Source organism: Pseudomonas sp. rhizo66 (assembly GCF_031931925.1).
Lineage (GTDB): Bacteria > Pseudomonadota > Gammaproteobacteria > Pseudomonadales > Pseudomonadaceae > Aquipseudomonas.
Genome location: NZ_JAUJWZ010000031.1, coordinates 1 through 20973 on the forward strand (window position 1 = coordinate 1; position 20973 = coordinate 20973).

Annotated in this window: 19 protein-coding genes; 4 read left to right on the plus strand and 15 right to left on the minus strand. The window is 58.3% G+C overall.

Annotated features, from left to right (window positions below; translation table 11 throughout):
- Positions 1-319: 319 nt before the first annotated feature.
- Positions 320-2068 carry a phosphoethanolamine transferase CptA gene (locus QZR14_RS26695; RefSeq protein ID WP_250605038.1) on the minus strand — a complete coding sequence of 583 codons (1749 nt, stop codon included), beginning with the start codon at positions 2066-2068 and terminating at the stop codon, positions 320-322.
- Between the two features lie 207 nt (positions 2069-2275).
- Positions 2276-2458, minus strand: coding sequence for a DUF6026 family protein (locus QZR14_RS26700; RefSeq protein WP_007914840.1), 183 nt, complete (start codon positions 2456-2458; stop codon positions 2276-2278).
- Positions 2459-2730: 272 nt separating this feature from the next.
- Here QZR14_RS26700 and gnd point away from each other — a divergent pair, with 272 nt between their 5' ends.
- The 3 genes from gnd to QZR14_RS26715 are packed head-to-tail and all read left to right on the plus strand — an operon-like array spanning position 2731 to position 6049.
- The gene (gnd, locus tag QZR14_RS26705; RefSeq protein WP_250605040.1) at positions 2731-3711 is read left to right on the plus strand and encodes a phosphogluconate dehydrogenase (NAD(+)-dependent, decarboxylating); all 981 of its coding nucleotides are present in this window, start codon (positions 2731-2733) and stop codon (positions 3709-3711) included.
- Positions 3708-5231 carry a glucose-6-phosphate dehydrogenase gene (gene zwf, locus QZR14_RS26710; protein ID WP_250605042.1) on the plus strand — a complete coding sequence of 508 codons (1524 nt, stop codon included), beginning with the start codon at positions 3708-3710 and terminating at the stop codon, positions 5229-5231. The genes gnd and zwf overlap by 4 nt, the downstream gene beginning before the upstream one ends.
- Positions 5228-6049 (plus strand): HAD family hydrolase, encoded by an 822-nt coding sequence (locus tag QZR14_RS26715; protein WP_311998182.1) that lies wholly within the window; start codon positions 5228-5230, stop codon positions 6047-6049. The genes zwf and QZR14_RS26715 overlap by 4 nt, the downstream gene beginning before the upstream one ends.
- A 125-nt stretch (positions 6050-6174) precedes the next feature.
- On the opposite strand, the gene nhaB is transcribed toward QZR14_RS26715, so the two are convergent.
- The 4 genes from nhaB to QZR14_RS26735 form a co-directional block, all read right to left on the minus strand.
- The gene (nhaB, locus tag QZR14_RS26720) at positions 6175-7677 is read right to left on the minus strand and encodes a sodium/proton antiporter NhaB (RefSeq protein WP_311998183.1); all 1503 of its coding nucleotides are present in this window, start codon (positions 7675-7677) and stop codon (positions 6175-6177) included.
- 176 nt (positions 7678-7853) lie between these two features.
- A complete protein-coding gene (locus tag QZR14_RS26725) occupies positions 7854-8780 on the minus strand; it encodes a hypothetical protein (protein ID WP_311998184.1) in 927 nt (308 codons plus the stop codon).
- Between the two features lie 135 nt (positions 8781-8915).
- Positions 8916-10217, minus strand: coding sequence for a hypothetical protein (locus QZR14_RS26730; RefSeq protein ID WP_311998185.1), 1302 nt, complete (start codon positions 10215-10217; stop codon positions 8916-8918).
- A 279-nt stretch (positions 10218-10496) separates the two neighbouring features.
- Entirely contained in the window at positions 10497-10763 is a 267-nt protein-coding gene (locus tag QZR14_RS26735; RefSeq protein WP_250605048.1) for a hypothetical protein, read from the minus strand.
- Between the two features lie 355 nt (positions 10764-11118).
- Here QZR14_RS26735 and QZR14_RS26740 point away from each other — a divergent pair, with 355 nt between their 5' ends.
- Positions 11119-12444, plus strand: coding sequence for a sigma-54 dependent transcriptional regulator (locus QZR14_RS26740; RefSeq protein ID WP_311998186.1), 1326 nt, complete (start codon positions 11119-11121; stop codon positions 12442-12444).
- 98 nt (positions 12445-12542) lie between these two features.
- Here QZR14_RS26740 and QZR14_RS26745 read toward each other — a convergent pair whose 3' ends face one another.
- From QZR14_RS26745 to QZR14_RS26785, 9 genes are all read right to left on the minus strand, one after another.
- Positions 12543-13847 (minus strand): hypothetical protein, encoded by a 1305-nt coding sequence (locus QZR14_RS26745; RefSeq protein ID WP_250605050.1) that lies wholly within the window; start codon positions 13845-13847, stop codon positions 12543-12545.
- Between the two features lie 45 nt (positions 13848-13892).
- Complete coding sequence (locus tag QZR14_RS26750) at positions 13893-14639, minus strand: hypothetical protein (protein WP_250605051.1); 747 nt, start codon at positions 14637-14639, stop codon at positions 13893-13895.
- A 44-nt stretch (positions 14640-14683) separates the two neighbouring features.
- Entirely contained in the window at positions 14684-15364 is a 681-nt protein-coding gene (locus tag QZR14_RS26755; protein ID WP_250605052.1) for a C39 family peptidase, read from the minus strand.
- Positions 15365-15427: 63 nt separating this feature from the next.
- Positions 15428-16432, minus strand: coding sequence for a heme utilization protein (locus QZR14_RS26760; protein WP_250605053.1), 1005 nt, complete (start codon positions 16430-16432; stop codon positions 15428-15430).
- Positions 16433-16506: 74 nt separating this feature from the next.
- Positions 16507-17082, minus strand: coding sequence for an adhesin (locus QZR14_RS26765; RefSeq protein WP_311998187.1), 576 nt, complete (start codon positions 17080-17082; stop codon positions 16507-16509).
- A gap of 1 nt (position 17083) precedes the next feature.
- Positions 17084-17533 carry a hypothetical protein gene (locus tag QZR14_RS26770; RefSeq protein ID WP_311998188.1) on the minus strand — a complete coding sequence of 150 codons (450 nt, stop codon included), beginning with the start codon at positions 17531-17533 and terminating at the stop codon, positions 17084-17086.
- Between the two features lie 358 nt (positions 17534-17891).
- Entirely contained in the window at positions 17892-18416 is a 525-nt protein-coding gene (locus QZR14_RS26775; RefSeq protein ID WP_311998189.1) for an AAA family ATPase, read from the minus strand.
- Positions 18413-18976 (minus strand): nicotinamide riboside transporter PnuC, encoded by a 564-nt coding sequence (pnuC, locus tag QZR14_RS26780; protein WP_123450024.1) that lies wholly within the window; start codon positions 18974-18976, stop codon positions 18413-18415. Before pnuC ends, QZR14_RS26775 begins: the two co-directional genes overlap by 4 nt.
- Before the next feature lie 247 nt (positions 18977-19223).
- Positions 19224-20858 carry a methyl-accepting chemotaxis protein gene (locus QZR14_RS26785; protein ID WP_311998190.1) on the minus strand — a complete coding sequence of 545 codons (1635 nt, stop codon included), beginning with the start codon at positions 20856-20858 and terminating at the stop codon, positions 19224-19226.
- Positions 20859-20973: the final 115 nt, after the last annotated feature.

Sequence of the window (20973 nt, forward strand, 5' to 3'; positions counted from 1 at the left end):
TTCCGCTGGGTCGAGCGTGTTCAGGGCAGGGAAGTAGAGGGACTTCAGGGCATCCGGTGTTGGGTTGGGCATGGTGGCGAGCTCCGTTCGGTGAGGTAACGGAGTGATTGAAAGCGCATTGGTAAGATTGCGCACCTGTCAGATCTGACAGGTAAGGACTGAAATCCGACGTGTGGTAGGTGTTTGCACAGGGATCGTTCATTGAACGAACCGGATTTCTGAAGATAAAAAAAGCTCTGCATCTTTCGATACAGAGCTTTTCAAGGGATCAGACAAAGCGCTCTTCGTTTGCGTTCACCTCGGTAGATCCACCGCGGCTTTACTTCTGCGCAACATCCGCCGGCGCTGCGTCGGGTTTCTTCGGCTTCATCAAACTGAAATCGATCAACGCGCGCTGTTGAGTCTGGTACGGGTCGCCGATCAGCAGTGGGCGCGCCTTGAAGCTGTCGCTGACCAGGCTCTTGCTGTGGTCGAGTTCATCGAAACTCAAACCGGCCAGGTCGGCCCAGGTGTGGATCAGATGCGAGCTGCTGTAGGGGCGATCGAGGTCGCCGGCGAAGTTCCACTCGTGGTTGGCCTTCCACTTCGGTGACGCCCAGGCCATGAACGGGATGGTGTACATCGGCGCGGTCGGTTTGTTTTCGTTGCGCCCCAGAGTCTTGTGGCCCACCGAGTCGAACACGTCTTCACCGTGGTCCGAGAGGTACAGCAGGAAGCCGTTCGGATCGGTCTTGGCGTAATCCTTGATCAGGCTCGACACCACGAAGTCGTTGTACAGCACGGCATTGTCGTAGCTGTTGTAGGTCGGGACCTGGTCGTCACGCACGCCGGCTGGCACGCCGGTGCGGTCCTGGAACTTGTCGAACGTCGGCGGGTAGCGGTACTGATAGCTCATGTGCGTGCCGAGCAAATGCACAACGATCAGCTTGCGCGGTGCCGCGTCTGCCAGGGCCTTGTTGAACGGCTCGATCACATCGCCATCGTATTGCGCGGCGTTCTGGTTACGGTTGTTGTTGAGGTACACCTGCTCGTCGGCCTGTTCGGAGAACGTGGTGAGCATGGTGTTGCGCTTGGTCATGGTCTGCTGGTTGGTGATCCAGAAGGTCTTGTAGCCAGCCTGTTTCATCATGCTGACCAGCGACGGTGTCGACAGGTACAGGTCTGGATGCTCTTCGTCAGCGAAGGTCAGCACTTGCTGCAACGCCTCGATGGTGTACGGGCGCGGGGTGACGACGTTGTCGAAGACCGCGAGTTGATCCTTGAGCTTGTCCAGTTCCGGCGTGGTGTTGCGCTGATAGCCGTAAAGACTCATGCGCTGACGGTTGGTCGACTCGCCGATGACCAGCACCAGGGTCTTCGGCTGATCGGCCGAGGCGTCCTTGAGGTTTTTCAGCGGCGGGATCTTGCTCACGTTGTGCAGCATGCCCTGCATATCGGCGAGGGTATCCAGATAACGGTGATAGGCCACGGCCATCTGCCATGGCACGGCCGGCTCGATACGGGTTTCGAACTTCTCGAAGCCTTGGGCGAAAGTACCCATGCGCAGGGTCTGTTTGACCAGCGGATAACCGACCACCGCGATGACGATCGCCGTAGCCGCGACCAGCGCACGACCACGGGGCATGTACACCGGGCGCAGGCGAGTCCACAGGAAATAAGCGAACGCGGTATGCGCGAGGAACGCCGGCACCATCCACCAGGCAAAGTACTGGGTCATGTACTCGCCGGCTTCGGAAACGTTCGACTCGAACATGATGAAGATGACGCTCTGCGAAAACTCCTGCTGATAGATGAAGAAATAGCCGAGACTGGCCATCGAGCAGGCCCACAGCACTACGCCGATCACGGCAGCGAGCAGTTTGGTGCGTTTGGGGAAGAGCAACATCGGCGCCAGCCACAGCGCGCTCATGAAGAACGCCTGACGGAATCCGCTGAAGCCGGAGGTGCCGGTCAGCTGAATCAGCAGTTGGGTGATGCCCGAGAAGTACCAGAAGAATACAAACAGCCAGATAAAACCGGCCCAATCGAAACCTGTCGCAGTCGTTTTGCTGCGTTTGAACAATGCCATTCGGCGCTCCAGCTCACTCGTTACAACCACCGCCGGAACATCCATGAAGCCGACGAACGAAGGCCGTACACACAGGTACGGCCAGAATGGGGCGGAGTATTACGAAGGGAATGTGAAAAGTTTGTGAGTTGCCGCTAGATCTGAAGAGACGCGAGCAGCGGTGCAGCATGTCGGGAACAGCGGCTGCCGTTCCCGAAACAGGGGGGATCAGGCGTGCGGGTGACGCTGAACGACCGGCAAAGGTTGCGGCTGCACACCTTGGGTCAATAGGCGCAGCTGCGCCAGCTCCTGCTTCAACTGGTCGCGTTCGTCTTTCAACTGGCGCAATTCATCGCGACGGATTGTCACGTACAGGGTTTGTGGCGGCATTGCTGTGTGTACTGTGCCCATTGCTCACCTCGCAAATGGCGTGCATCAACTGTAGGTCGTCCCCGCTTTGGGTACTGACTTACTATCGGCGCCGATTTTGATTTCTTTTGCCTGTGAATGGAACTTTTTTATTTTTCATGGTCGGTGTGTCTTCGGCAGGATTCGGGGCGTTATCAGTCTGGATCGGGCACAATGCCCGGAAACTTCATCGCAACGCTCTGGACTAACCTCCATCAGTCGCGTTGGGCTATAACCAATGACACACATTTATTTGTAGTAAGGAGCATCAGCACATGCAACTCGGGATTATTGGACTGGGCCGCATGGGCGGCAATATTGCGCGACGTCTGATGCTCAACGGGCACACCACCGTTGTTTACGACCGCAATACCGCTTTCATCGAGAACCTGGTCGCCGAGGGCTCCACCGGCGTCGCCGACTTGCCGGCACTGGTTGCCGGCCTGACCAAACCGCGTGCGGTCTGGGTCATGCTGCCGGCCGGCGCACCCACTGAAGACACCATCAACACCCTGAGCACGCTGCTCGAAGCCGGCGATACCATCATCGACGGCGGCAACACCAACTATAAGGATGACATTCGCCGGGCCAGGACTCTGGCCGAGAAGGGCCTGCACTACATCGACGTCGGCACCTCCGGCGGCGTCTGGGGCCTGGAGCGCGGCTATTGCATGATGATCGGCGGTGATGCTGAAACCGTGCAGCGCCTCGACCCGCTGTTCGCCGCTCTGGCACCAGGCATGGGCGACATCCCGCGCACCAAGGATCGCAAGTCCGATGACCACCGTGCCGAACATGGCTACATCCACGCCGGTCCAGCCGGTGCCGGGCACTTCGTGAAGATGATTCACAACGGTATCGAGTACGGCATGATGGCCGCGTTCGCCGAGGGTTTCGACATCCTCAAGACCAAGTCCAGCGAGCGTCTGCCGGAAGATCAGCGTTTCGACCTGAACGTGGCAGACATCGCTGAAGTGTGGCGCCGTGGCAGCGTGGTGTCCTCGTGGTTGCTCGACCTTACCGCTGATGCGCTGGCCAGCGATCCGAAGCTCGACGGTTTCTCCGGCTCCGTTGCCGACAGCGGCGAAGGGCAATGGACCATCGAAGCGGCCATGGAACAAGCGGTGCCGGTACCGGTGCTGTCGAACTCGCTGTTCTCGCGCTACCGTTCGCGCGGTCAGGGCACCTTTGGCGACAAGATTCTTTCGGCCCAGCGCTTCGGCTTCGGCGGCCACGTGGAGACACCGAAGAAATGACCCATACGATCCGCAGAAAATCCAAGGCAGAACCCGCACCACCGACCACGCTGTTTTTGTTCGGTGCCCACGGCGACCTGGTCAAGCGCTTGCTGATGCCGGCGCTGTACAACCTCAGTCGCGACGGTTTGCTTGACGACAATCTGCGGATCGTCGGCGTTGACCACAACGCCATTACCGATGAAGCCTTCGCGCAAAAGCTCGAAGACTTCATCCGCACCGAAGTGGCGGCGAAGGTCGGCAAGGGCGATCAGATGCTTGATCCGGCTTTGTGGGCCAAGCTCGCCAAAGGTATCAGCTACGTCCAGGGCGATTTCCTGGACGACAGCACTTATTCTGCGCTGGCGGCGAAAATCGCCGACAGCGGCACCGGCAATGCGGTGTTCTACCTGGCCACCGCGCCGCGTTTCTTCAGTGAAGTGGTGCGCCGACTGGGCAGCGCCGGTTTGCTTGAAGAAACCCCCGAAGCGTTCAGAAGGGTGGTGATCGAGAAGCCGTTCGGCTCCGATCTGCAAACCGCCGAAGCGTTGAACGCCTGCTTGCTCAAGGTGATGTCCGAGAAACAGATCTATCGGATCGACCATTACCTGGGCAAGGAAACCGTGCAGAACATTCTGGTCAGCCGGTTCTCCAACAGCCTGTTCGAAGCCTTCTGGAACAATCACTACATCGACCATGTGCAGATCACCGCCGCCGAAACCGTCGGCGTCGAAACCCGTGGCAGTTTTTACGAACACACCGGCGCACTGCGCGACATGGTGCCCAATCACCTGTTCCAGTTGCTCGCCATGGTGGCGATGGAACCGCCAGCCGCGTTCGGCGCCGATGCGGTGCGCGGCGAGAAGGCCAAGGTTGTTGGTGCGATTCGTCCGTGGACCACCGAGGAGGCGCGGGCCAACTCGGTGCGTGGCCAGTACAGCGCCGGTCAAGTCGATGGCAAGCCGCTGAACGGTTATCGCCAGGAGCCCAACGTTTCGCCGGACAGCAGCACCGAAACCTACGTCGCGCTGAAGGTGATGATCGATAACTGGCGCTGGGTCGGCGTGCCGTTCTACCTGCGCACCGGCAAGCGCATGAGCGTGCGCGACACCGAGATCGTCATCTGTTTCAAACCAGCGCCGTACGCGCAATTCCGTGACACCGAAGTCGACGAGTTGCAGCCGACTTATCTGCGTATCCAGATCCAGCCCAACGAAGGCATGTGGTTCGACCTGTTGGCCAAACGGCCGGGGCCGGCGTTGAACATGGCCAATATCGAACTGGGTTTTGCCTACAAGGATTTTTTCGAGATGCAGCCGTCGACCGGTTACGAGACCCTGATCTACGACTGCCTGACCGGCGACCAGACGTTGTTCCAGCGCGCCGACAATATCGAGAACGGCTGGCGCGCGGTGCAGCCGTTCCTCGACGCCTGGCAGCAGGATGCCACTGTGCAGACCTATGCCGCCGGAGAAGACGGCCCGCAAGCTGCCGAAGATCTACTGACTCGCGATGGTCGCGTCTGGCATGGCCTCGGATGAGTGACTTGCCGCAACAACCTATCCGTTTTCTGCTCAGTGACATGGACGGCACGCTGTTGCTGCCCGATCACAGCCTGAGCCAGCGCACCATTGAAGCCGTGCGTTCGCTGCGTGAGGCCGGCGTGTTGTTCAGCCTCGCCACGGGCCGACCACCCAAAGCCATGCTGCAGCAGATCGAAGCCTTGGGCGTCGATCTGCCAACCGCAGCGTTCAATGGCGGCACCATCGTCAATCCGGATGGCAGCCTGCTGGTGGCGCATTACTTGCCGGCCACCACCGCGCTGATTGCGCTGGCAACGTTCGCCGACCAGCCGGATGTGGAAATCTGGGTGTTCAGCGGCGGCGATTGGCTGCTCAAGGATCCGCACGGGCCGATGGTGCCGCGCGAACAGCATGGCCTCGGTTATCCGCCGGTGGTGGTCGAGAGTTTCGAGCCGTACCTTGAGCGCATCGACAAGATCGTCGCGACCAGCAACAACACTGAGCTGTTGATCGAGCTGGAGGCGCAACTGCTGCAGAAGGTCAACGGCATGGCGCAAGTCTCACGCTCGCAACCGGTGTATCTGGACGTCACGGCGCTGGAGGCCAACAAAGGCACCGCACTGGCGACCCTGGCCGAGCATCTCGGGATTGCGCTGGAGCAGACAGCGGCCATCGGCGATGGCGGCAACGACCCGGCGATGTTCCATTGCGCCGGCCTGTCGATTGCCATGGGGCAGGCGGAGGAGGCGGTGAAGCGTCAGGCCAACGTAGTCACCGCGCCGAACACCGAAGACGGCGCGGCGCAAGCGATCGAGAAGTACATCCTCCCTCACTGATTCAGCGCAAATCTTGTAGGAGCTGCCGCAGGCTGCGATCTTTTGACCTTGATTGATAAAAACAGGATCAAAAGATCGCAGCCTCGTTTCACTCGACAGCTCCTACATGGACCGGGGCGGTTTGATCAGAGCCAGTAGCTCACGGCATACCAGCCCAGCAAACCCATCACAAAGGTGTACGGCAACGCCATCCACACCATCCGCCCATACGACAAACGCACCAGCGGTGCAATCGCCGAGGTCAGCAGGAACAGGAACGCGGCCTGGCCATTCGGCGTCGCCACGCTTGGCAGGTTGGTGCCGGTGTTGATCGCGATGGCCAGCGTCTCGAAATGCTCACGGCTCATGTGCCCGGCGAGGAACGCCTGTTTCACTTCGGTGATGTAGATCGTCGCCACAAACACGTTGTCACTGATCGCCGACAACACGCCGTTGGCAATAAACAGCATGCCCGGTTGTTGCTCGACCGGCAGGGCCAGTACCCACTCGATCAACGGCGCGAACAGCTGTTGATCGTGAATCACCGCGACCACCGCAAAAAACACCACCAGCAACGCCGTGAACGGCATGGCGTCCTTGAATGCGCTGCCCAGACGATGCTCGTCGGTGATGCCGGTAAATGCGGTGATCAACACAATCACCATCAAGCCGATCAAACCGACTTCAGCGATATGAAAGGCCAGGCAGCCGATCAGGATCAGTGCCGCCGCGCCTTGCACCAGCAGGGCTGCGCGTTGGCGCGCCGTGCGCTCGGCGTTGTCTTCGGCGGCGTAGTTGGCCAGCACGGCGCGAACATTGTCCGGCAGCAGCGTGCCATAGCCGAACCAGCGCAGCTTCTCCAGCAACACGCAGGTGATCAGACCCGCTGCCAGCACCGGCAGCGACACCGGGGCGACTTTCTGGAAGAACTCGCCGAAGTGCCAGCCCATTTCGTGGCCGATCAACAGGTTCTGCGGTTCGCCCACCAATGTGCAGACACCGCCCAACGCCGTACCGACTGCGCCGTGCATCAGCAAGCTGCGCAAGAACGCACGGAATTGTTCCAGGTCGTCGTGATGCAGTTTCGGCAGGTTCCGGTCGTCAGCAAACTCGCTGTCCTGGCGCGGATCGTTGCCCGACGCGACGCGGTGATAAACGGAATAGAAACCGACCGCCGCACTGATGATCACAGCGGTCACCGTCAGCGCATCGAGAAACGCCGACAGGAACGCCGACAGAAAGCAAAACATCAAGGCCAGTACCGCTTTTGAACGCACGCCCAACAGCAGGCGCGAGAACAGAAACAGCAACAGATCCTTCATGAAGTAGATACCGGCCACCATGAACATCAGCAGCAGGATCACCGGGAAGTTGTGCACCAGTTCATCGTAAAGCGCCTGCGGGGTGGTCATCTTCAGCAACAGCGCTTCGATCAGCAACAAACCGCCGGGCATCAGCGGATAGCACTTGAGCGCCATCGCCAGGGTGAAGATGAATTCGATCACCAGCAACCAGCCGGCCGCAACCGGCCCGACGCTGAACAGCACGACGGCATTGAGGATGAGGAAACCGACGATGGTCGCCTTGTACCAGCGTGGCGAGTGCCCGAGAAAATTTTGCGCGAACGCCTGGGCCATTGAACCGGACATCGGCTGCTCCTTGTCTTTAGAAGCGCGCAAGTTGCCGGATGTGGCGGGCAAGTTCAAGGTGTTACTGGATTTAACCAAGGTCTTTTTTGAAAACCGGGCGTGCGCTTTGACGCTGGAACGACAAAGGCCCACCGGGTCATGACTCGGTGGGCCTTTTGTCTGCAGGAGGGAAGTGTTTATCGCAATTTCGACGAAACCACTCTGATTGCCCAAGGCGTCGAGATTCGAGCCAGATCAGATCTCAGCCTGAAGGTGTGAACGTGGTCTTCTTCCAGGTCCTTGATCGTTGCAAAGTAGACACCCTGGTCATTTGCAGCGAAGGGCACCAGGTCACGTTCATAGTCGACAATCCAGCCTGTTTCCCTTGGGTTTGCTGTGCCAACCAACGTCACCGATGTATCGGTCGTGGTTTTTTGATTGCCGATCAATTGAAAGCTTTCATTGCCCAGGACGAACTGAATACTGATCGGTGCAGGCTGCTTTACCAGGACCCGCCATGGCGATGATTGCTGCCCGTTTGTCTCGCGGGCAATGAAGTTTTGAGTACCTGTCTCAAGGCCTTTGACGTTGGCGCTCCAATTTCCGTTGGAGTCAACATTCAGGAGTTTTACCACCGTACCGTTATTCATCAGTTCCACGACCTTGTCAGGTGTACCTGTGCCGGTAAAGTTCAGTTCGTCATGGAATGTGAATTCACCGTTTTTGATGACTAATCCATCAGGACCGGTGACCCAGGTGATCGATACCGTTTCGCTTACATTCACATCGACAGTCCATGTCGGGGACTCTTGGTTATCGGTGGTTTTCACATGGTAGACGTGACGCCCCCGTTTCTGATCAAGGAGGAGTGCACTGAAATGACCCTCAACGTCAACATTGACGGGAGGGTACGCCGGAGCACCGTTGTCCCATATTTCCGCCTGCTGATTCGGAGAGGCCGAACCGACGAAAGAAAGATGACCGTTTGTGGCAGTACCGCCATCTTGAACAGGGTTGCCGTCACCATCGGTGACTGACAGGATCTTGGGAGCAATGGATTCGGCACTGCCTTGCAAAAGACCTACCGACGTAAAATGAGGTGACAGTTTCACTTGATCGTTCATATAAAAATTCCTTTTTCGCGACGGGCGTGCAGCGGTTCTGCACGCGCTGCAATCTGATGCGCGATCAAGGGTGCCGTCTACTGTCAGAAATTACAGGTTGGACGGTATTTGCGACGAACGGTAAATACTGACGGCCTACTGATTGAGATACCGCGCGACCATGGCCCGATAGTTGCCATCCAGTGAATAACCACCGACAAGGATGGCGTTGTCCGGTTGCACGGCCAGCGAGTTGGCCGTGTCCAGGCTGCGTCCCAGGCGCGTGCGCAACCAGCCTTTGCCATCGCCGAAGCTGTGATCCAGGCCGCCGTCACTGAGGTAGCGGGCAACAATAAAGTCCGCTTCGAATCCGCCAATGGTTGCACCGACCGCGATGATGCGGCCATCCGCCATGGGTTGAGCAGCGCTCCATTGGCAGCCGCTGGGGCCGATCTCCAGCAGTTGTGGCTGGCCGCCATGGTTGTGCAGGTTCGGTCGACCATTGGTGTGCAGGCAGTACGCCATGCAACGGATCGGGTCGCGACTGCTGCCGAAACAATGCAGTGCCTCCGTCGATTCAAGGACCTGACTGACCTGAGCGCTTTGCCCGTGCGCCTTGAACGCCATGAAGCCGTCCACGGCAAAACGCTCGTCGAGGCAGCCGTTGGGCAGATAGCGCGCCAGCAAACCCTCCTGCGGAAAGTCGATGGAGCCGGCCACCACAATTCGCCCATCCTTTTGCAACAGCAGGCTGCTGAGCCAAGTGTTGAGCAGCAAGTGGCGAATCATCACGAAGCCGCGGCCGTTGAACGTCTCATCGAGGCTGCCGTCGGGTTTGAGGCGAATCAGCATGCCGGCATGGTCGGCGAGTTCGAAGTGATGATTGGCGATCAACAGAATGTGCCCGTCGTCCTGCACGACGAAGTCGCAGGCTTCGGCACCGGGTACGCCCGGAGGTAGCCAGGCATCCCGGCTGCCCATGGACAAGTCACCGGGCAGGCGCACTACCTGGCGACCGTTGTCACCGAAAGCCAAATCCGGCTTGCCCTGTGCGTCGAACATGGCCAGAGCCGGCAAGGTGCGATGAGCGTTTTCATAATGCAGCCCGGCGAGCAGGATGCGCCCGTCGGGGAGTGCCTGGACCTTGCCGGCCGTGGCTTCAAACCCAGGAGCGAAGGTGTCGATTACGCTGCCTTGCTCACCGAAGGTCAGATCGGCCGAGCCATCGGCCAGCATCCGCGCCAGGCCGAATCGACTGCCGCTGGCAACGCCGACCTTTGCCGCGACCAGAACGCGCCCCTGTGTATCGATGGCAATGTCCTCGGTCAGGCTGGACATACTGCCAGCGAAATACACTTGAGCGACGCCGGTAGCGGCAAATGTTCTGTCGAGTTGACCGGTTCGACTCAATAAAGTCGTCGATAGCGCCGGCAGCGCAAAAGTGTTCAGAGTGGACATGCACGCATCTCCTTGCGAGTTGACCTTGTACCGGGAACCGGGTGGGTAACTGCATGAGCGGAACATTCAATCCCTGAACCGGGAGAAGTACAACTGTTAGAACTAACAGGTGGAGGGTCGCACTGTGCCAGAACAGTGTCTTTTTGAACCAATAGCAAGCCGGCCAAGCATTAAGCCCGGTTACATTGCTATTAGTTGTACAGAAGTGCGCGGAGTTAAAAAGAAACCAACTAACAGAGGAGGGCGGATGACCTGAGCGTCATCCGCATGGCCCGGCTGTTAGTGTGGCATCGACCAGGATTGCAGGTTGTAACCTTCTTCACTGAGTTCAGCGCGAGCCTGCTGCAGCAGTTGCTCGAGTTGCGCCGGATCGGAGTAGGCGCTGCTTGGGATCTGTTTGCGACCGATGTGCGAATTGGTCCGGTCGATCACGGTCAGGCTCAGTTCGCCATTGCCGTCTTGTGGCGCCCAGGCCACGCACTGGAAAGGTTTGAACGCGTGGTTGGCAATCAAAAGAGCTTCGTTGATACGGAGCGGGGCGGTCATGGGTTTTTCTCTCTGTCGTGCCCAATCAAGTGATGTGCCGTCGGTTGGGCGTACCGTGCGGCTGGTACTTGTACTGATGCACCGAACCGGCTGGCAGGTCACACATGAAACAAAGAAATTTCAACTTTCTTTCCTGGCATTGCTTTTCGCACGGTCTTTGAAAGCTTCCTGAAAGGTTTAAGGCGGCTAGTTAGTCGATAGCTAACTAACAACTTGGCTTCTTATAACGTGTTTGCTTGCACACCTATAAGCAATCGATACAAGGCCCTGTCAAAATCTTGCTAGTGTTACAGTCGGGTCTGCCAAATGACTGTTTTTACAATCATTTCTAATAATTTGGCGCCAAGGAACAGTCATGAGCGAAGCGCCAGCGTTAAGACGTTTATTGGTGGTCGATCCGTGTGACGACTGCCACCGCTTATTGCCCGGATTACGCGCCGTAGGTTGGGATGTTGACAGTTGCACTCTGGAAAATGCCGCCGATCGCAGTTGCGATGTCGGCTTGTTGCGTTTACAGCCGTTTCATCTCGAACGCCCCGAGGCGGTCAAGGAGCTGATCAGTCGTAGCGGCACTGAATGGATCGCCGTGCTCAATCAGGAAGTCCTGCGCTTACAAAACGTCGGTGACTTCGTCTGCGAATGGTTTTTCGATTTCCACACCTTGCCGTTTGATGTGTCGCGGGTGCAGGTCACCCTTGGCCGGGCATTCGGCATGGCGCGTCTGCGCGGGCAGGGCACGATTCACGTGGATCAGCCCGAACATGAGCTGCTCGGCGACAGCAAGCCGATCCGCGAATTGCGCAAACTGCTGAGCAAACTGGCGCCCACCGAATCGCCAGTGCTGATCCGTGGCGAAAGCGGCACCGGCAAAGAACTGGTCGCGCGCACGCTGCATCGGCAATCCCAGCGTCATAGCAAACCGTTTGTGGCGATCAATTGCGGGGCAATACCCGAACATTTGATTCAGTCCGAGCTGTTCGGCCACGAGAAGGGCGCGTTTACCGGCGCGCATCAGCGCAAGGTCGGACGCATTGAAGCGGCCAATGGCGGCACGCTGTTTCTCGATGAAATCGGTGATCTGCCGCTGGAACTGCAGGCCAACCTCCTGCGCTTCCTGCAGGAAAAACACATCGAACGCGTCGGCGGCAGCCAGCCGATCCCGGTGGATGTGCGTGTGCTGGCGGCGACGCACGTCGATCTTGAGGCGGCTATCGAGAAGAAGCTTTTCCGTGAGGATCTGTATTACCGGCTCAATGTGCTGCAAGTGGTCACCGCGCCGTTGCGTGAACGCCATGGTGATCTGTCGATGCTGGCCAACCACTTTTCCCACTTCTACAGCCACGAAACCGGCCGCCGTCCACGCAGTTTCAGTGAAGACGCGCTGATTGCCATGGGCAAACATGACTGGCCGGGCAATGTCCGTGAACTGGCCAACCGTGTGCGCCGTGGGCTGGTGTTGGCTGAAGGCCGGCAGATCGAGGCCCGAGATCTGGGGTTGATCAGCCAGCACTCGATCGCCACCCCGATGGGCACGCTGGAAGACTACAAGACCCGCGCCGAGCGCCAGGCGTTGTGCGATGTGTTGAACCGGCACAGCGATAATCTCAGTGTGGCGGCCAAAGTACTGGGTGTGTCACGGCCGACGTTCTACCGTTTGCTGCACAAGCATCAAATCCGTTAGATCGCTGAAGATCAAAAGATCGCAGCCTGCGGCAGCTCCTACATTGGGTTGTGTAATCCCTGTAGGAGCTGCCGCAGGCTGCGATCTTTTGCTTTTGCCTAGAAGTAGTACGGGAATTTCAGGCTGAAGGAAAAGTCCGGGGCATCGTCCGTCATGCCGATGGACAGGTTGGGCACGATGGTCAGGTTGTCGGTGGCCGCAATGGTCATGCCGACGTTGAAGTAACCGGCGTTGGCGTCACTCGATACCACCGATTCCCAATCCCCGCCATCCTGTTTCAGCTTGCTCTTGCGTTGCACCAGGTCAGACACCGAAAACGACATACTCATCTTCTCGTTCAATGCGAACGCGATACCGGCACCAATCTGGAAACTGTCGCCAATGCGCACTTTGCCCGGGTTTTTCTGGTTGACGGTGGAACTGATATCGTCGAACGACTCCTCCAGGTTGTGGGTGTAGGACAAACTGCCGAACAGCACGGCCGGGTCAAACGTCTTGACCAGCGAGATACCCGGGGTGATCGACCAGACGCCGTTGCCGGTAGGCAGGGTGTCAGGCACGAACAGGTTGGAGTTGGCGTTGGTCTGGCGCAGCTTGATGCCGAACGGATCCTTGCCGGTTGGCGCCTTGACCCGCAGTGTGACCACCGCGTCCGGCGTATTGACCGACTCGTCGAGGAACTTGTAAGCGATGCCGAAGTTGACGTCGCCAATGGTTGGATCCTTGGTAACGGTTTCTTCGGTGGTGACCCCCGCCGCGCCCTCATTGCCGCCGCCCGACTGATAAGTCGATTCGCGATACACCACGGGCACGTTCAGGTCGAACTGCCAGCGATTATCGAAGTTGTAGCGGCCCGTCAGGTCGAGGGTCCAGGTGTCGGCCTTGATCCGGTCGAGATTGATGTTGCCGAGGAATATCGAATCCAGCGCGAGGAAACCGTTGAGAATCAACTGGCGCGTGTCATAGCGCGAATAGGTGATGCCGGTTTCGACGCTGAACTTGCCGCCGCCGAAGAAGCCACTGGCCTCGTCGTACAGATTGGAAACGCTCTGCGCCGGTTGTGAATCGTCAGCCAGCGATTGCCCATACGAAGCGCCACTGCCCCCGGCGGCGCCTCCTGATGCAGCAGCCGCACCGGTGCCGGTGGCGACGCGATTGCCTTTCATGTCCGATGGCGATTTGGCCAGTCGTTTTGGTGGTGGGGCGGCGGGTTGCTCTTCAACCTGGCGGACTCGTTGTTCAAGTACCGCCAGGGCTTTTTGTTGTACTTCGTATCTTTGCTTCAGCTCCAGAAGCTCTTGTTTCAGGGTTTCTACATCGGCGTCCGGTGCCGCTTGCAGCATCGCTGCAGGTAGAAGAGTGCTCAAACAAATAGCGGCACGCAGTGATACTGATCGATACATGAATAAGCCGTCCCTTTAAGCCCAATGATCGAGACTCAGCGTAGTTCAATATCCAATGGTGCGTAGTGCCCTGAGTTGACTCAGGTTGCAATCCAGTGCACCGGCACTCATGCCGTTATTGTTCAGGACGACGTTGAGTTGCGTCATGTTATTGACCACGTTGGCACTGCCGAGCAACCGGGTGTTCTGTAGCAAGCCACCCTGGGCGACTTGTTGCAGGGCTGTGCCCTGATTGCCGGCGGCCTGAATGGCCATCTGTACGCCGCCACCGTTGGCCGAAACGGCCACGCTGCCCGCGGCATTGCTGCCGCCGATGGTTTGCCCGGCCATCAATGCCTGGCCCTGCGCGGGCACCAGTGCGGGCGCCTGACTGGCTTCCGATACGTTGATGGCGACGTTGTTGTAGGCGGTATTGCTGTCACCAGCGGCACGCACGCTTTGCGTTACGCCCTGGCTGCTGTTGAGGCCGGCGCCACCGGTGATCGTGCCGGTACCGGTTGAGAGGGGGTTGCCGTTGCCGTGTTCCTTGATGGTTTGCACGTAGAATTCGGGTTTTATCGTAGCTGCCTGAAGTTGCATCGAGGTGGCAGCCCCGATCAGATCGCCACTGGCGTTGCGCCAGGTGCTGCTCATGACAATGCCGAAGCTGATGATCCGCCCCGGCATGACGTAACGACCACGTAGTTCGGACAACTCTTTGTCCTGTATCTCGATAGGTTTGAATCCTGCATTGGCATAGCCTGACGCACTCGCGGCCAGGCAGGCGGCGGCCAGCCAGTATGAGGTTTTCATTTGCTGCTCCCGGGACATCCAGCCCCATTCTTTATAATCGGCGATTAAAAGAAGTCGCTCTGTATGAACCCGAAGTCCATCAATTCAGCATCTTTGACAGGGTTGAAACTATCCAACTGGTTTTTGGCCGTCAGCGGTACAGGAGGACTGCGCAAGGCGTTGGCCTTGTCATATCCGGGACCGACGATGGCGAAAACGATGCCGTTCCAACCTTTGACAAAATCATCATGTTTGTAGCGTTTATGGCCGAGCACCGGGTCTCCGATGTAAACCCAATCCTTGTCCGAACGCTGTAACACGACGAAATGCTTGTAGCCGCGAATTTCCATCAGTACCACCACCGGGATCGTGACTGCTTCAAGCTTTTCCGGTGGAATCTTGTAACCCCTGGCGCGCATGCCGATGCTTTCTATATAGCGCTTCATGTCCAGCATGGAGAAACCTTGAGTACGTACAAGGTCCTGGTCAGCGTTGACCAGCATGCCTTTGATGATGTGCTCCTCATCGACGTCGAGCCAATAGGCCTGGCGTAACACCGTGGCCAGTGCAGCAGCGCCGCAGCTGAAATCGGTTTTCTGTTCGACGATGTCGGCAAACTTGCGCTCACGAATGCTTTGCACGTTCTTGTAGACGAGCGTGCCACCCGGCAGGGCGGCCACGGGCATCTGACCGGCCTGAGTCAGGCCACAGACACAAAGCAGAGCGAAGAGGGCAGCTTTACGCATGATCGATACGCCTTTGCGGACTGAGGAAAAGCCCCGTTTCCGGGGCTTTCGTTTCGATCGCGATTACATGCAGGCTTTGCAACCTGCAGCGATGGACAGCGAGTTGCTTTGTTGGTTGCCCACACCCGCCGAGACGTTGGCTCCGCCGTTGCCGGAGAAGTTGTTCATCGAGTTGGTCATGTTGGCATTGTTCACAACAGGTGCTTTCCAGCCATCTTTGGTCAGCACTTGCTGAGTGGTGACGCCAGCGAGGCCAAAGGTACCCACGGCTTCGAACTTGGCTTTCTGATCGTCGTTGCCGCCGTGGCCGCCACCACGATTGCCCCAACCGCCGTGATCATTATCGTCTTCGATGGTTGCAGTGCCTTTGGCTTTAAACACGCCAGCGGCCGCGTAGGTGCCGGTGAGGGTGTCGGTTTTGTAGGTCTGCACGCCTTTGTTGTCGACAACCAGGCCAGTCGAGGACTGGTTGGCAGAAGCAGCAGCCTGAGCTACGCGGCCACCGGATACGGCGATCGCCAGGTTGTTTTTCTGCTGGTTGAAGTTGCCGGCGGTGACGTTGATGCCGATGTTGCCGGAACCATTGTTGCCTGCATTGTTGAGCGTAGCGTTGTTGAAGGTGGACGAGTTTTTCACATAGTTGTTGTTGTTGACTTGAGTTGCACTCGAGGCAGCAACAGCGGTGCCGAAGATGAAGCTTTCGTCGGCGGTAGCCAGGGCGGCGGCGTTGTCTTGTTGGTTGCCGTCACCGGCTGCAACGTTGGCGCCCATGTTGCCGTTGGAACCATTGAGCGAGTCGCTGGCGTTGGCGTTGTTGACGGTGCCTTGGTTTTTCACCACGTTGCCGTCGCTGTCTTGCACGTCAAGCACAGCGGCGCCGGCGCCTGCGGTGATTTGCAGCAGTTGTTCCAGGGTCGGGCCTTTAGGCTGGTTATTACCATGCCCGTTGCCGTGTCCATTGCCATGCCCATTACCATGATCGTCATCACGACCGCCTGCCTGTGCTGCGATTGCCATCACTGCTGCAAGTGCGAAAACCAGTGGTTTGAGAGCCATTGTAGGTTTCATGGTGTTTCTCCATCGTGCTTATTAGTTGGTTAAGTGTTGGTACTTTTCTAATTGCACTGCTTTTGTTGTTTGGGTCAGTCAGCGACCCGGATGCTCAGGGTGTTAGCCATTCGGTTCCCCACCCCGGCACTCTGGTTCACCTGGATTACCCCGCGGCTGCCGGTGAAGGCCTGATCACTTGTCGTGACCTGGCGACTGCCGGATGAGGTACCAGTTGCTCCTGAGCTCGGTAAAAGCGCCACGTTCTGTTGCGAAAGGGCACTGTCGTCAACGCTCTGCGGGGCAGCACTGATGCTGACGCGCGTCACGTTGGCCATCTGGTTGTTGGCCCCGGCGCCCTGGTTCACACCCAGGATCCCGTTGCCATTGCTGAAAGAGTTGCCGCCAATGTTGGCGCTGGCATTCATCGAGCGATCGGCTGGTGTGTCGATCCTCTGGATAACGCTGGTGGTGGCATGCGATTCGGTGCCGATGGCGATTGCCTTGGTGTTGGCTTGTTGCATCTGGTCACCGGCGGCCTGGTTGACGTTGAAGTTGCCGCGATACTGAGCCCCGGAATCCTGAAGGTTGGCGTTGTTCACTGACGCGGGGTCGGCAGCCATGGCAGTGGTGCAGCCAAGCAAGGCAAGCAAAAGGAATGAACGATTCATCTCATTGGCCTCCGGCCATACGGGTCAGAGGGGCAAGACCGGTGCTCATGGCCCGGTTGACCGTATTGGAGATCGATGTGCCAGAGCCGCCACCGTGGCCGGCACTCATGCCTGGCATACCGTTGGGATTGGTCAGCGTGTTCATGCCGGGCAGGTTCGAGTTCGGTGTGGTCATGTTGCCGCGAATCGAAGAACCACTGGCGACACTGGCAAAGTCACCGTCACTGAGTTCGGTGTTGCTCAGGGTCTGATTGATGCGAGCCGACGGGTTGGCATTGACGGTGGTCGGGTAGGGGTCTTTGCCACCATTGCGACCGATAGGAATAGGTTGAACGTCACGGTTGAGGACAATCACACCGTTGCCTTCCGCTTGCACGTTGAAGCTGATCAACGTACTGGCTGCTGATCCGATCAGCAGAAGGCAGGTCAAACCTTTTTTGATATTCCCCACGGCTGCAATTCCTTCTTCAGTGGGCTGGCCCTAGTCAGCGTTGTGAAGGAGAGAGCGAATGCTGTGCCGCTTTTTAAATGTTGTTGACTTTCAATGGTTTGCGAAATAAACGCAGAGGGCTGATACACAATCTGTTTCATGCTTGAAACACGCACGGTCGCGCTGACCGGTCTATTGGCTGAACAAAGCTCTGGAACAGGGGGTTACGCCATGGTGTTTCAGTTGCTTTACAACTGCCATGACAAATCGGTGAATCGTGCTGAAACGGGCGCTTTGCACTCGGACGAGTGTTTCAGGAATGGACACTTTGCCCCCAAAACAGGGGGAAACACCGGGGAATCTGCCCCCGGTGAACGGGTCACTCGGCCAGCAGTTGCTCGACGGCAGCAAATGCGCGCAACTGGCGTTCGGCCCAATTGCCCCGGATAACCTGAAAACGCTGACGGTGGTTTTCCAGCCAGTTTTGCGTGGCCTGGTAAAACGCCAGTCGCTCGTGCAGGTCCGGTTGGCAGCGCTGACCGTCGTCGGTCCAGTCGATCTGTTCCGGGGACAAAAGAAGGTGCAGGTCGTAATGCCGCGCCAGCAACTCGGATTCCAGCCAGTGCGGACAATCGCCGAACAGTGTCTGGCTCCACAGGATATTGCTCAGCAAATGGGTGTCGAGAATCAGCAGCGCCGGCTGCTGCTGTCGCGCCTGATCTTCCCATTGCAGTTGGCCCCGGGCTATTTCAGGGATATCGGCCAGACAGGTATCGCGGGAATTGAGCTCGATAAACCGACGTACATATTCATCCACGCGCACCCCGCCAAAGCGTTGTTGCAGGCCCGCCGCCAGCCAGCTCTTGCCGGTGGATTCGGGGCCGGTCAGGACCACCACCTTCATGTGCGCAGCGCCGGGTCAGCGCGCCATTCGCGAAAGCCCTGAATCGCCAGCAGGGTAAACAGACCGTACAGCGCAGCAGTGAGGTACAGCCCCTTATAGATGAACAGCCCAACAAAAATCACATCGAGCACGAACCACAGCGCCCAGCATTGCAGGCGTTTCTGCGCCATCCACAGCTGCGCAACCAGGCTGAAACCGGTGAGAGCCGCATCCAGCCACGGTTGCGCGGCGTCGGTCCAGTGGGCCATGGCCGCGCCCAGCAGCAGACTGCCGACCGCCCCAACGCCGAGGCCGATCAGGATAGAGCGTTGATCGAGGCGCGTGACTTCGCGGCCATCGTGCATCGTCCCGGCGCGGGTCCATTGCCACCAGCCATAGACTTGCAGCGCGGCGTAGATCACTTGCAGCAACATGTCCGAGTACAGCTTCACTTCAAAGAAGATCCAGCTATAGAGCAACACCATGACCAGACCGATCGGCCAGCACCACGGATTCTGTTTGACCGTCAGCCATACGGCGATTACCCCGAGGGCGGCGGCAAACAGTTCGAGCCCGGACATGGAGGTTCCTTGGGGGAGAGAAAGAAGGGGCGGATTGTACTGCATTGGGCCAAACCCCTCACCCTAACCCTCTCCCGGAGGAAGAGGGGACTGACCGAGTTGGATGTTCGAGATACGCCGACCTGATCTTTCTGCGTTGATTCCATAATCGACTCGATTTTTCAGGTCGACGTATAGCTTGAGACACCTCGGTCAGCCCCCTCTCCTCGGGGAGAGGGCTGGGGCGGGTTCACCAGGGTTACACGGGTCAGACGCGGAACTGGCGCAGGAGGGCGTTGAGTTGCTCGCTCAATTGGCCAAGTTTCAGGCTGGCCGCACTCGACTGTTCGGCCGCAATGGCCGTGCTGTGCGAGAGGCCGGCGGCCTGGGTGACGTTCTGATTGATGTCTTCGACCACATGCGCCTGTTGTAGCGTTGCGCTGGCAATCGACGCATTCAGCCCATTGAGATTACGCAGCGCCTGCCCAATCGCATTCAGACTCGCCCCGGCCAACCCCGCCTGTTCGATGGTCAACTGCGACGCCTTGCTGCTGTCGCTGATCACTTTTACGGCAGCTTCGGAATGGTTCTGCAGGCGCTCGATCATCGACTGGATTTCCGCCGTCGACTTCTGCGTACGCTGTGCCAACAGGCGCACTTCATCCGCCACCACGGCAAACCCGCGACCTTGCTCACCGGCCCGCGCCGCTTCGATGGCAGCATTGAGGGCGAGCAGGTTGGTCTGTTCGGCAATCGAGCGAATCACTTCCAATACGCTGCCGATCTGCGTGCTTTCGGCGGCGAGGGTGCGGATCACTTCAACCGCTTGATCAATCGTGCCGGACAGCTTGTCGATCTGCTGCAAGCTGCCGTCGATGTTGATCTGGCCCTGTTGCGCCTGCGCCTCGGCATCGCGCATTTCCGCGGCGGCGTGTTCGGCGTTTTTCGCCACGTCTTGGACGCCATAGGTCACTTCGTTGATCGCGGTGGCCACCAGTTCCATCTGCTGCGATTGCTGCTGGCTGCGTTGCTGCGCTTGCGCGGCGTCGTTGCCCAGTTCGCTGGAGGATTGGCCCAGCGCACTGGCCGACACTTGCAAGTCACCGATCACTCGACGCAGCTTGGCGGTAAAGGCGTTGAAGTGATGCGCCAGTTCAGTGACTTCATCCTTGCCATGGGTATCGAGGCTGCGGGTCAGGTCGCTTTCGCCACTGGCGATGTTGGCCATGGCGTTCACGGTTTCCTGCAGCGGACGGACAATGCTGCGCGCGATGAGGATCACCAGCAACGCCATGATCACGGCGATGGCCAAGCCGATGACCGTAGCCTTGATCACTTGAGCCCGGAATTCTGTCTGCACGTCGTCAACGTACACGCCGGAGCCGAGCACCCAGCCCCACGGCTCGAACAGTTTGACGTAGGAGGTCTTGGCCACCGGCTCACTGGCGCCAGGTTTCGGCCAGCGGTAGTCGACCATGCCGGCGCCCTTGGACTTGGCGATGGCGACCATCTCGTTGAACACCGCAAAACCGTCCGGATCGCGGATCGCCGAGAGGTTCTGACCTTCCAGTTTCGGGTTGGTCGGGTGCATGACCATCACGGGCGTGAGGTCGTTGATCCAGAAATAATCGCTCTGGTCGTAGCGCAGGCCACGAATCGCCGTCAGGGCCTGTTTTTGCGCCGTTTCTTTGGTCAGAGTGCCAGCGGTTTCGAGGTCGTGGTAATAGGTCAGCAGGCCGCTGGCGGTCTGCACCACGTGTTGGGTTTTCTGGGCCTTGGCGTGGTAGAGATCGTCATGGATCTGCTTGAGCATCAACACGCCCAAGGTCAGCAACATGACCACCGCCACAATCAAGATGAGCCACAAGCGTCGGCTGATCGACACACTGCGCAAGCTGTTCATAACGCTGTCACTCCGGATTCTTTTTCTTGTAATAAACGACCGCCAGCATCCAACCACGATTCAGTGAGCGGGCATACGCGACCCAAGTCGTATAACGCGGCAGCGCTATTAAGGC

What these genes read in the sequence shown, in the direction of transcription:
- QZR14_RS26695 (WP_250605038.1), bottom strand. Translation starts at nt 2,068, where the DNA reads ATGGCATTGTTCAAACGCAGCAAAACGACTGCGACAGGTTTCGATTGG.
- QZR14_RS26700 (WP_007914840.1), bottom strand. Translation starts at nt 2,458, where the DNA reads ATGGGCACAGTACACACAGCAATGCCGCCACAAACCCTGTACGTGACA.
- gnd (WP_250605040.1), top strand. Translation starts at nt 2,731, where the DNA reads ATGCAACTCGGGATTATTGGACTGGGCCGCATGGGCGGCAATATTGCG.
- zwf (WP_250605042.1), top strand. Translation starts at nt 3,708, where the DNA reads ATGACCCATACGATCCGCAGAAAATCCAAGGCAGAACCCGCACCACCG.
- QZR14_RS26715 (WP_311998182.1), top strand. Translation starts at nt 5,228, where the DNA reads ATGAGTGACTTGCCGCAACAACCTATCCGTTTTCTGCTCAGTGACATG.
- nhaB (WP_311998183.1), bottom strand. Translation starts at nt 7,677, where the DNA reads ATGTCCGGTTCAATGGCCCAGGCGTTCGCGCAAAATTTTCTCGGGCAC.
- QZR14_RS26725 (WP_311998184.1), bottom strand. Translation starts at nt 8,780, where the DNA reads ATGAACGATCAAGTGAAACTGTCACCTCATTTTACGTCGGTAGGTCTT.
- QZR14_RS26730 (WP_311998185.1), bottom strand. Translation starts at nt 10,217, where the DNA reads ATGTCCACTCTGAACACTTTTGCGCTGCCGGCGCTATCGACGACTTTA.
- QZR14_RS26735 (WP_250605048.1), bottom strand. Translation starts at nt 10,763, where the DNA reads ATGACCGCCCCGCTCCGTATCAACGAAGCTCTTTTGATTGCCAACCAC.
- QZR14_RS26740 (WP_311998186.1), top strand. Translation starts at nt 11,119, where the DNA reads ATGAGCGAAGCGCCAGCGTTAAGACGTTTATTGGTGGTCGATCCGTGT.
- QZR14_RS26745 (WP_250605050.1), bottom strand. Translation starts at nt 13,847, where the DNA reads ATGTATCGATCAGTATCACTGCGTGCCGCTATTTGTTTGAGCACTCTT.
- QZR14_RS26750 (WP_250605051.1), bottom strand. Translation starts at nt 14,639, where the DNA reads ATGAAAACCTCATACTGGCTGGCCGCCGCCTGCCTGGCCGCGAGTGCG.
- QZR14_RS26755 (WP_250605052.1), bottom strand. Translation starts at nt 15,364, where the DNA reads ATGCGTAAAGCTGCCCTCTTCGCTCTGCTTTGTGTCTGTGGCCTGACT.
- QZR14_RS26760 (WP_250605053.1), bottom strand. Translation starts at nt 16,432, where the DNA reads ATGAAACCTACAATGGCTCTCAAACCACTGGTTTTCGCACTTGCAGCA.
- QZR14_RS26765 (WP_311998187.1), bottom strand. Translation starts at nt 17,082, where the DNA reads ATGAATCGTTCATTCCTTTTGCTTGCCTTGCTTGGCTGCACCACTGCC.
- QZR14_RS26775 (WP_311998189.1), bottom strand. Translation starts at nt 18,416, where the DNA reads ATGAAGGTGGTGGTCCTGACCGGCCCCGAATCCACCGGCAAGAGCTGG.
- pnuC (WP_123450024.1), bottom strand. Translation starts at nt 18,976, where the DNA reads ATGTCCGGGCTCGAACTGTTTGCCGCCGCCCTCGGGGTAATCGCCGTA.
- QZR14_RS26785 (WP_311998190.1), bottom strand. Translation starts at nt 20,858, where the DNA reads ATGAACAGCTTGCGCAGTGTGTCGATCAGCCGACGCTTGTGGCTCATC.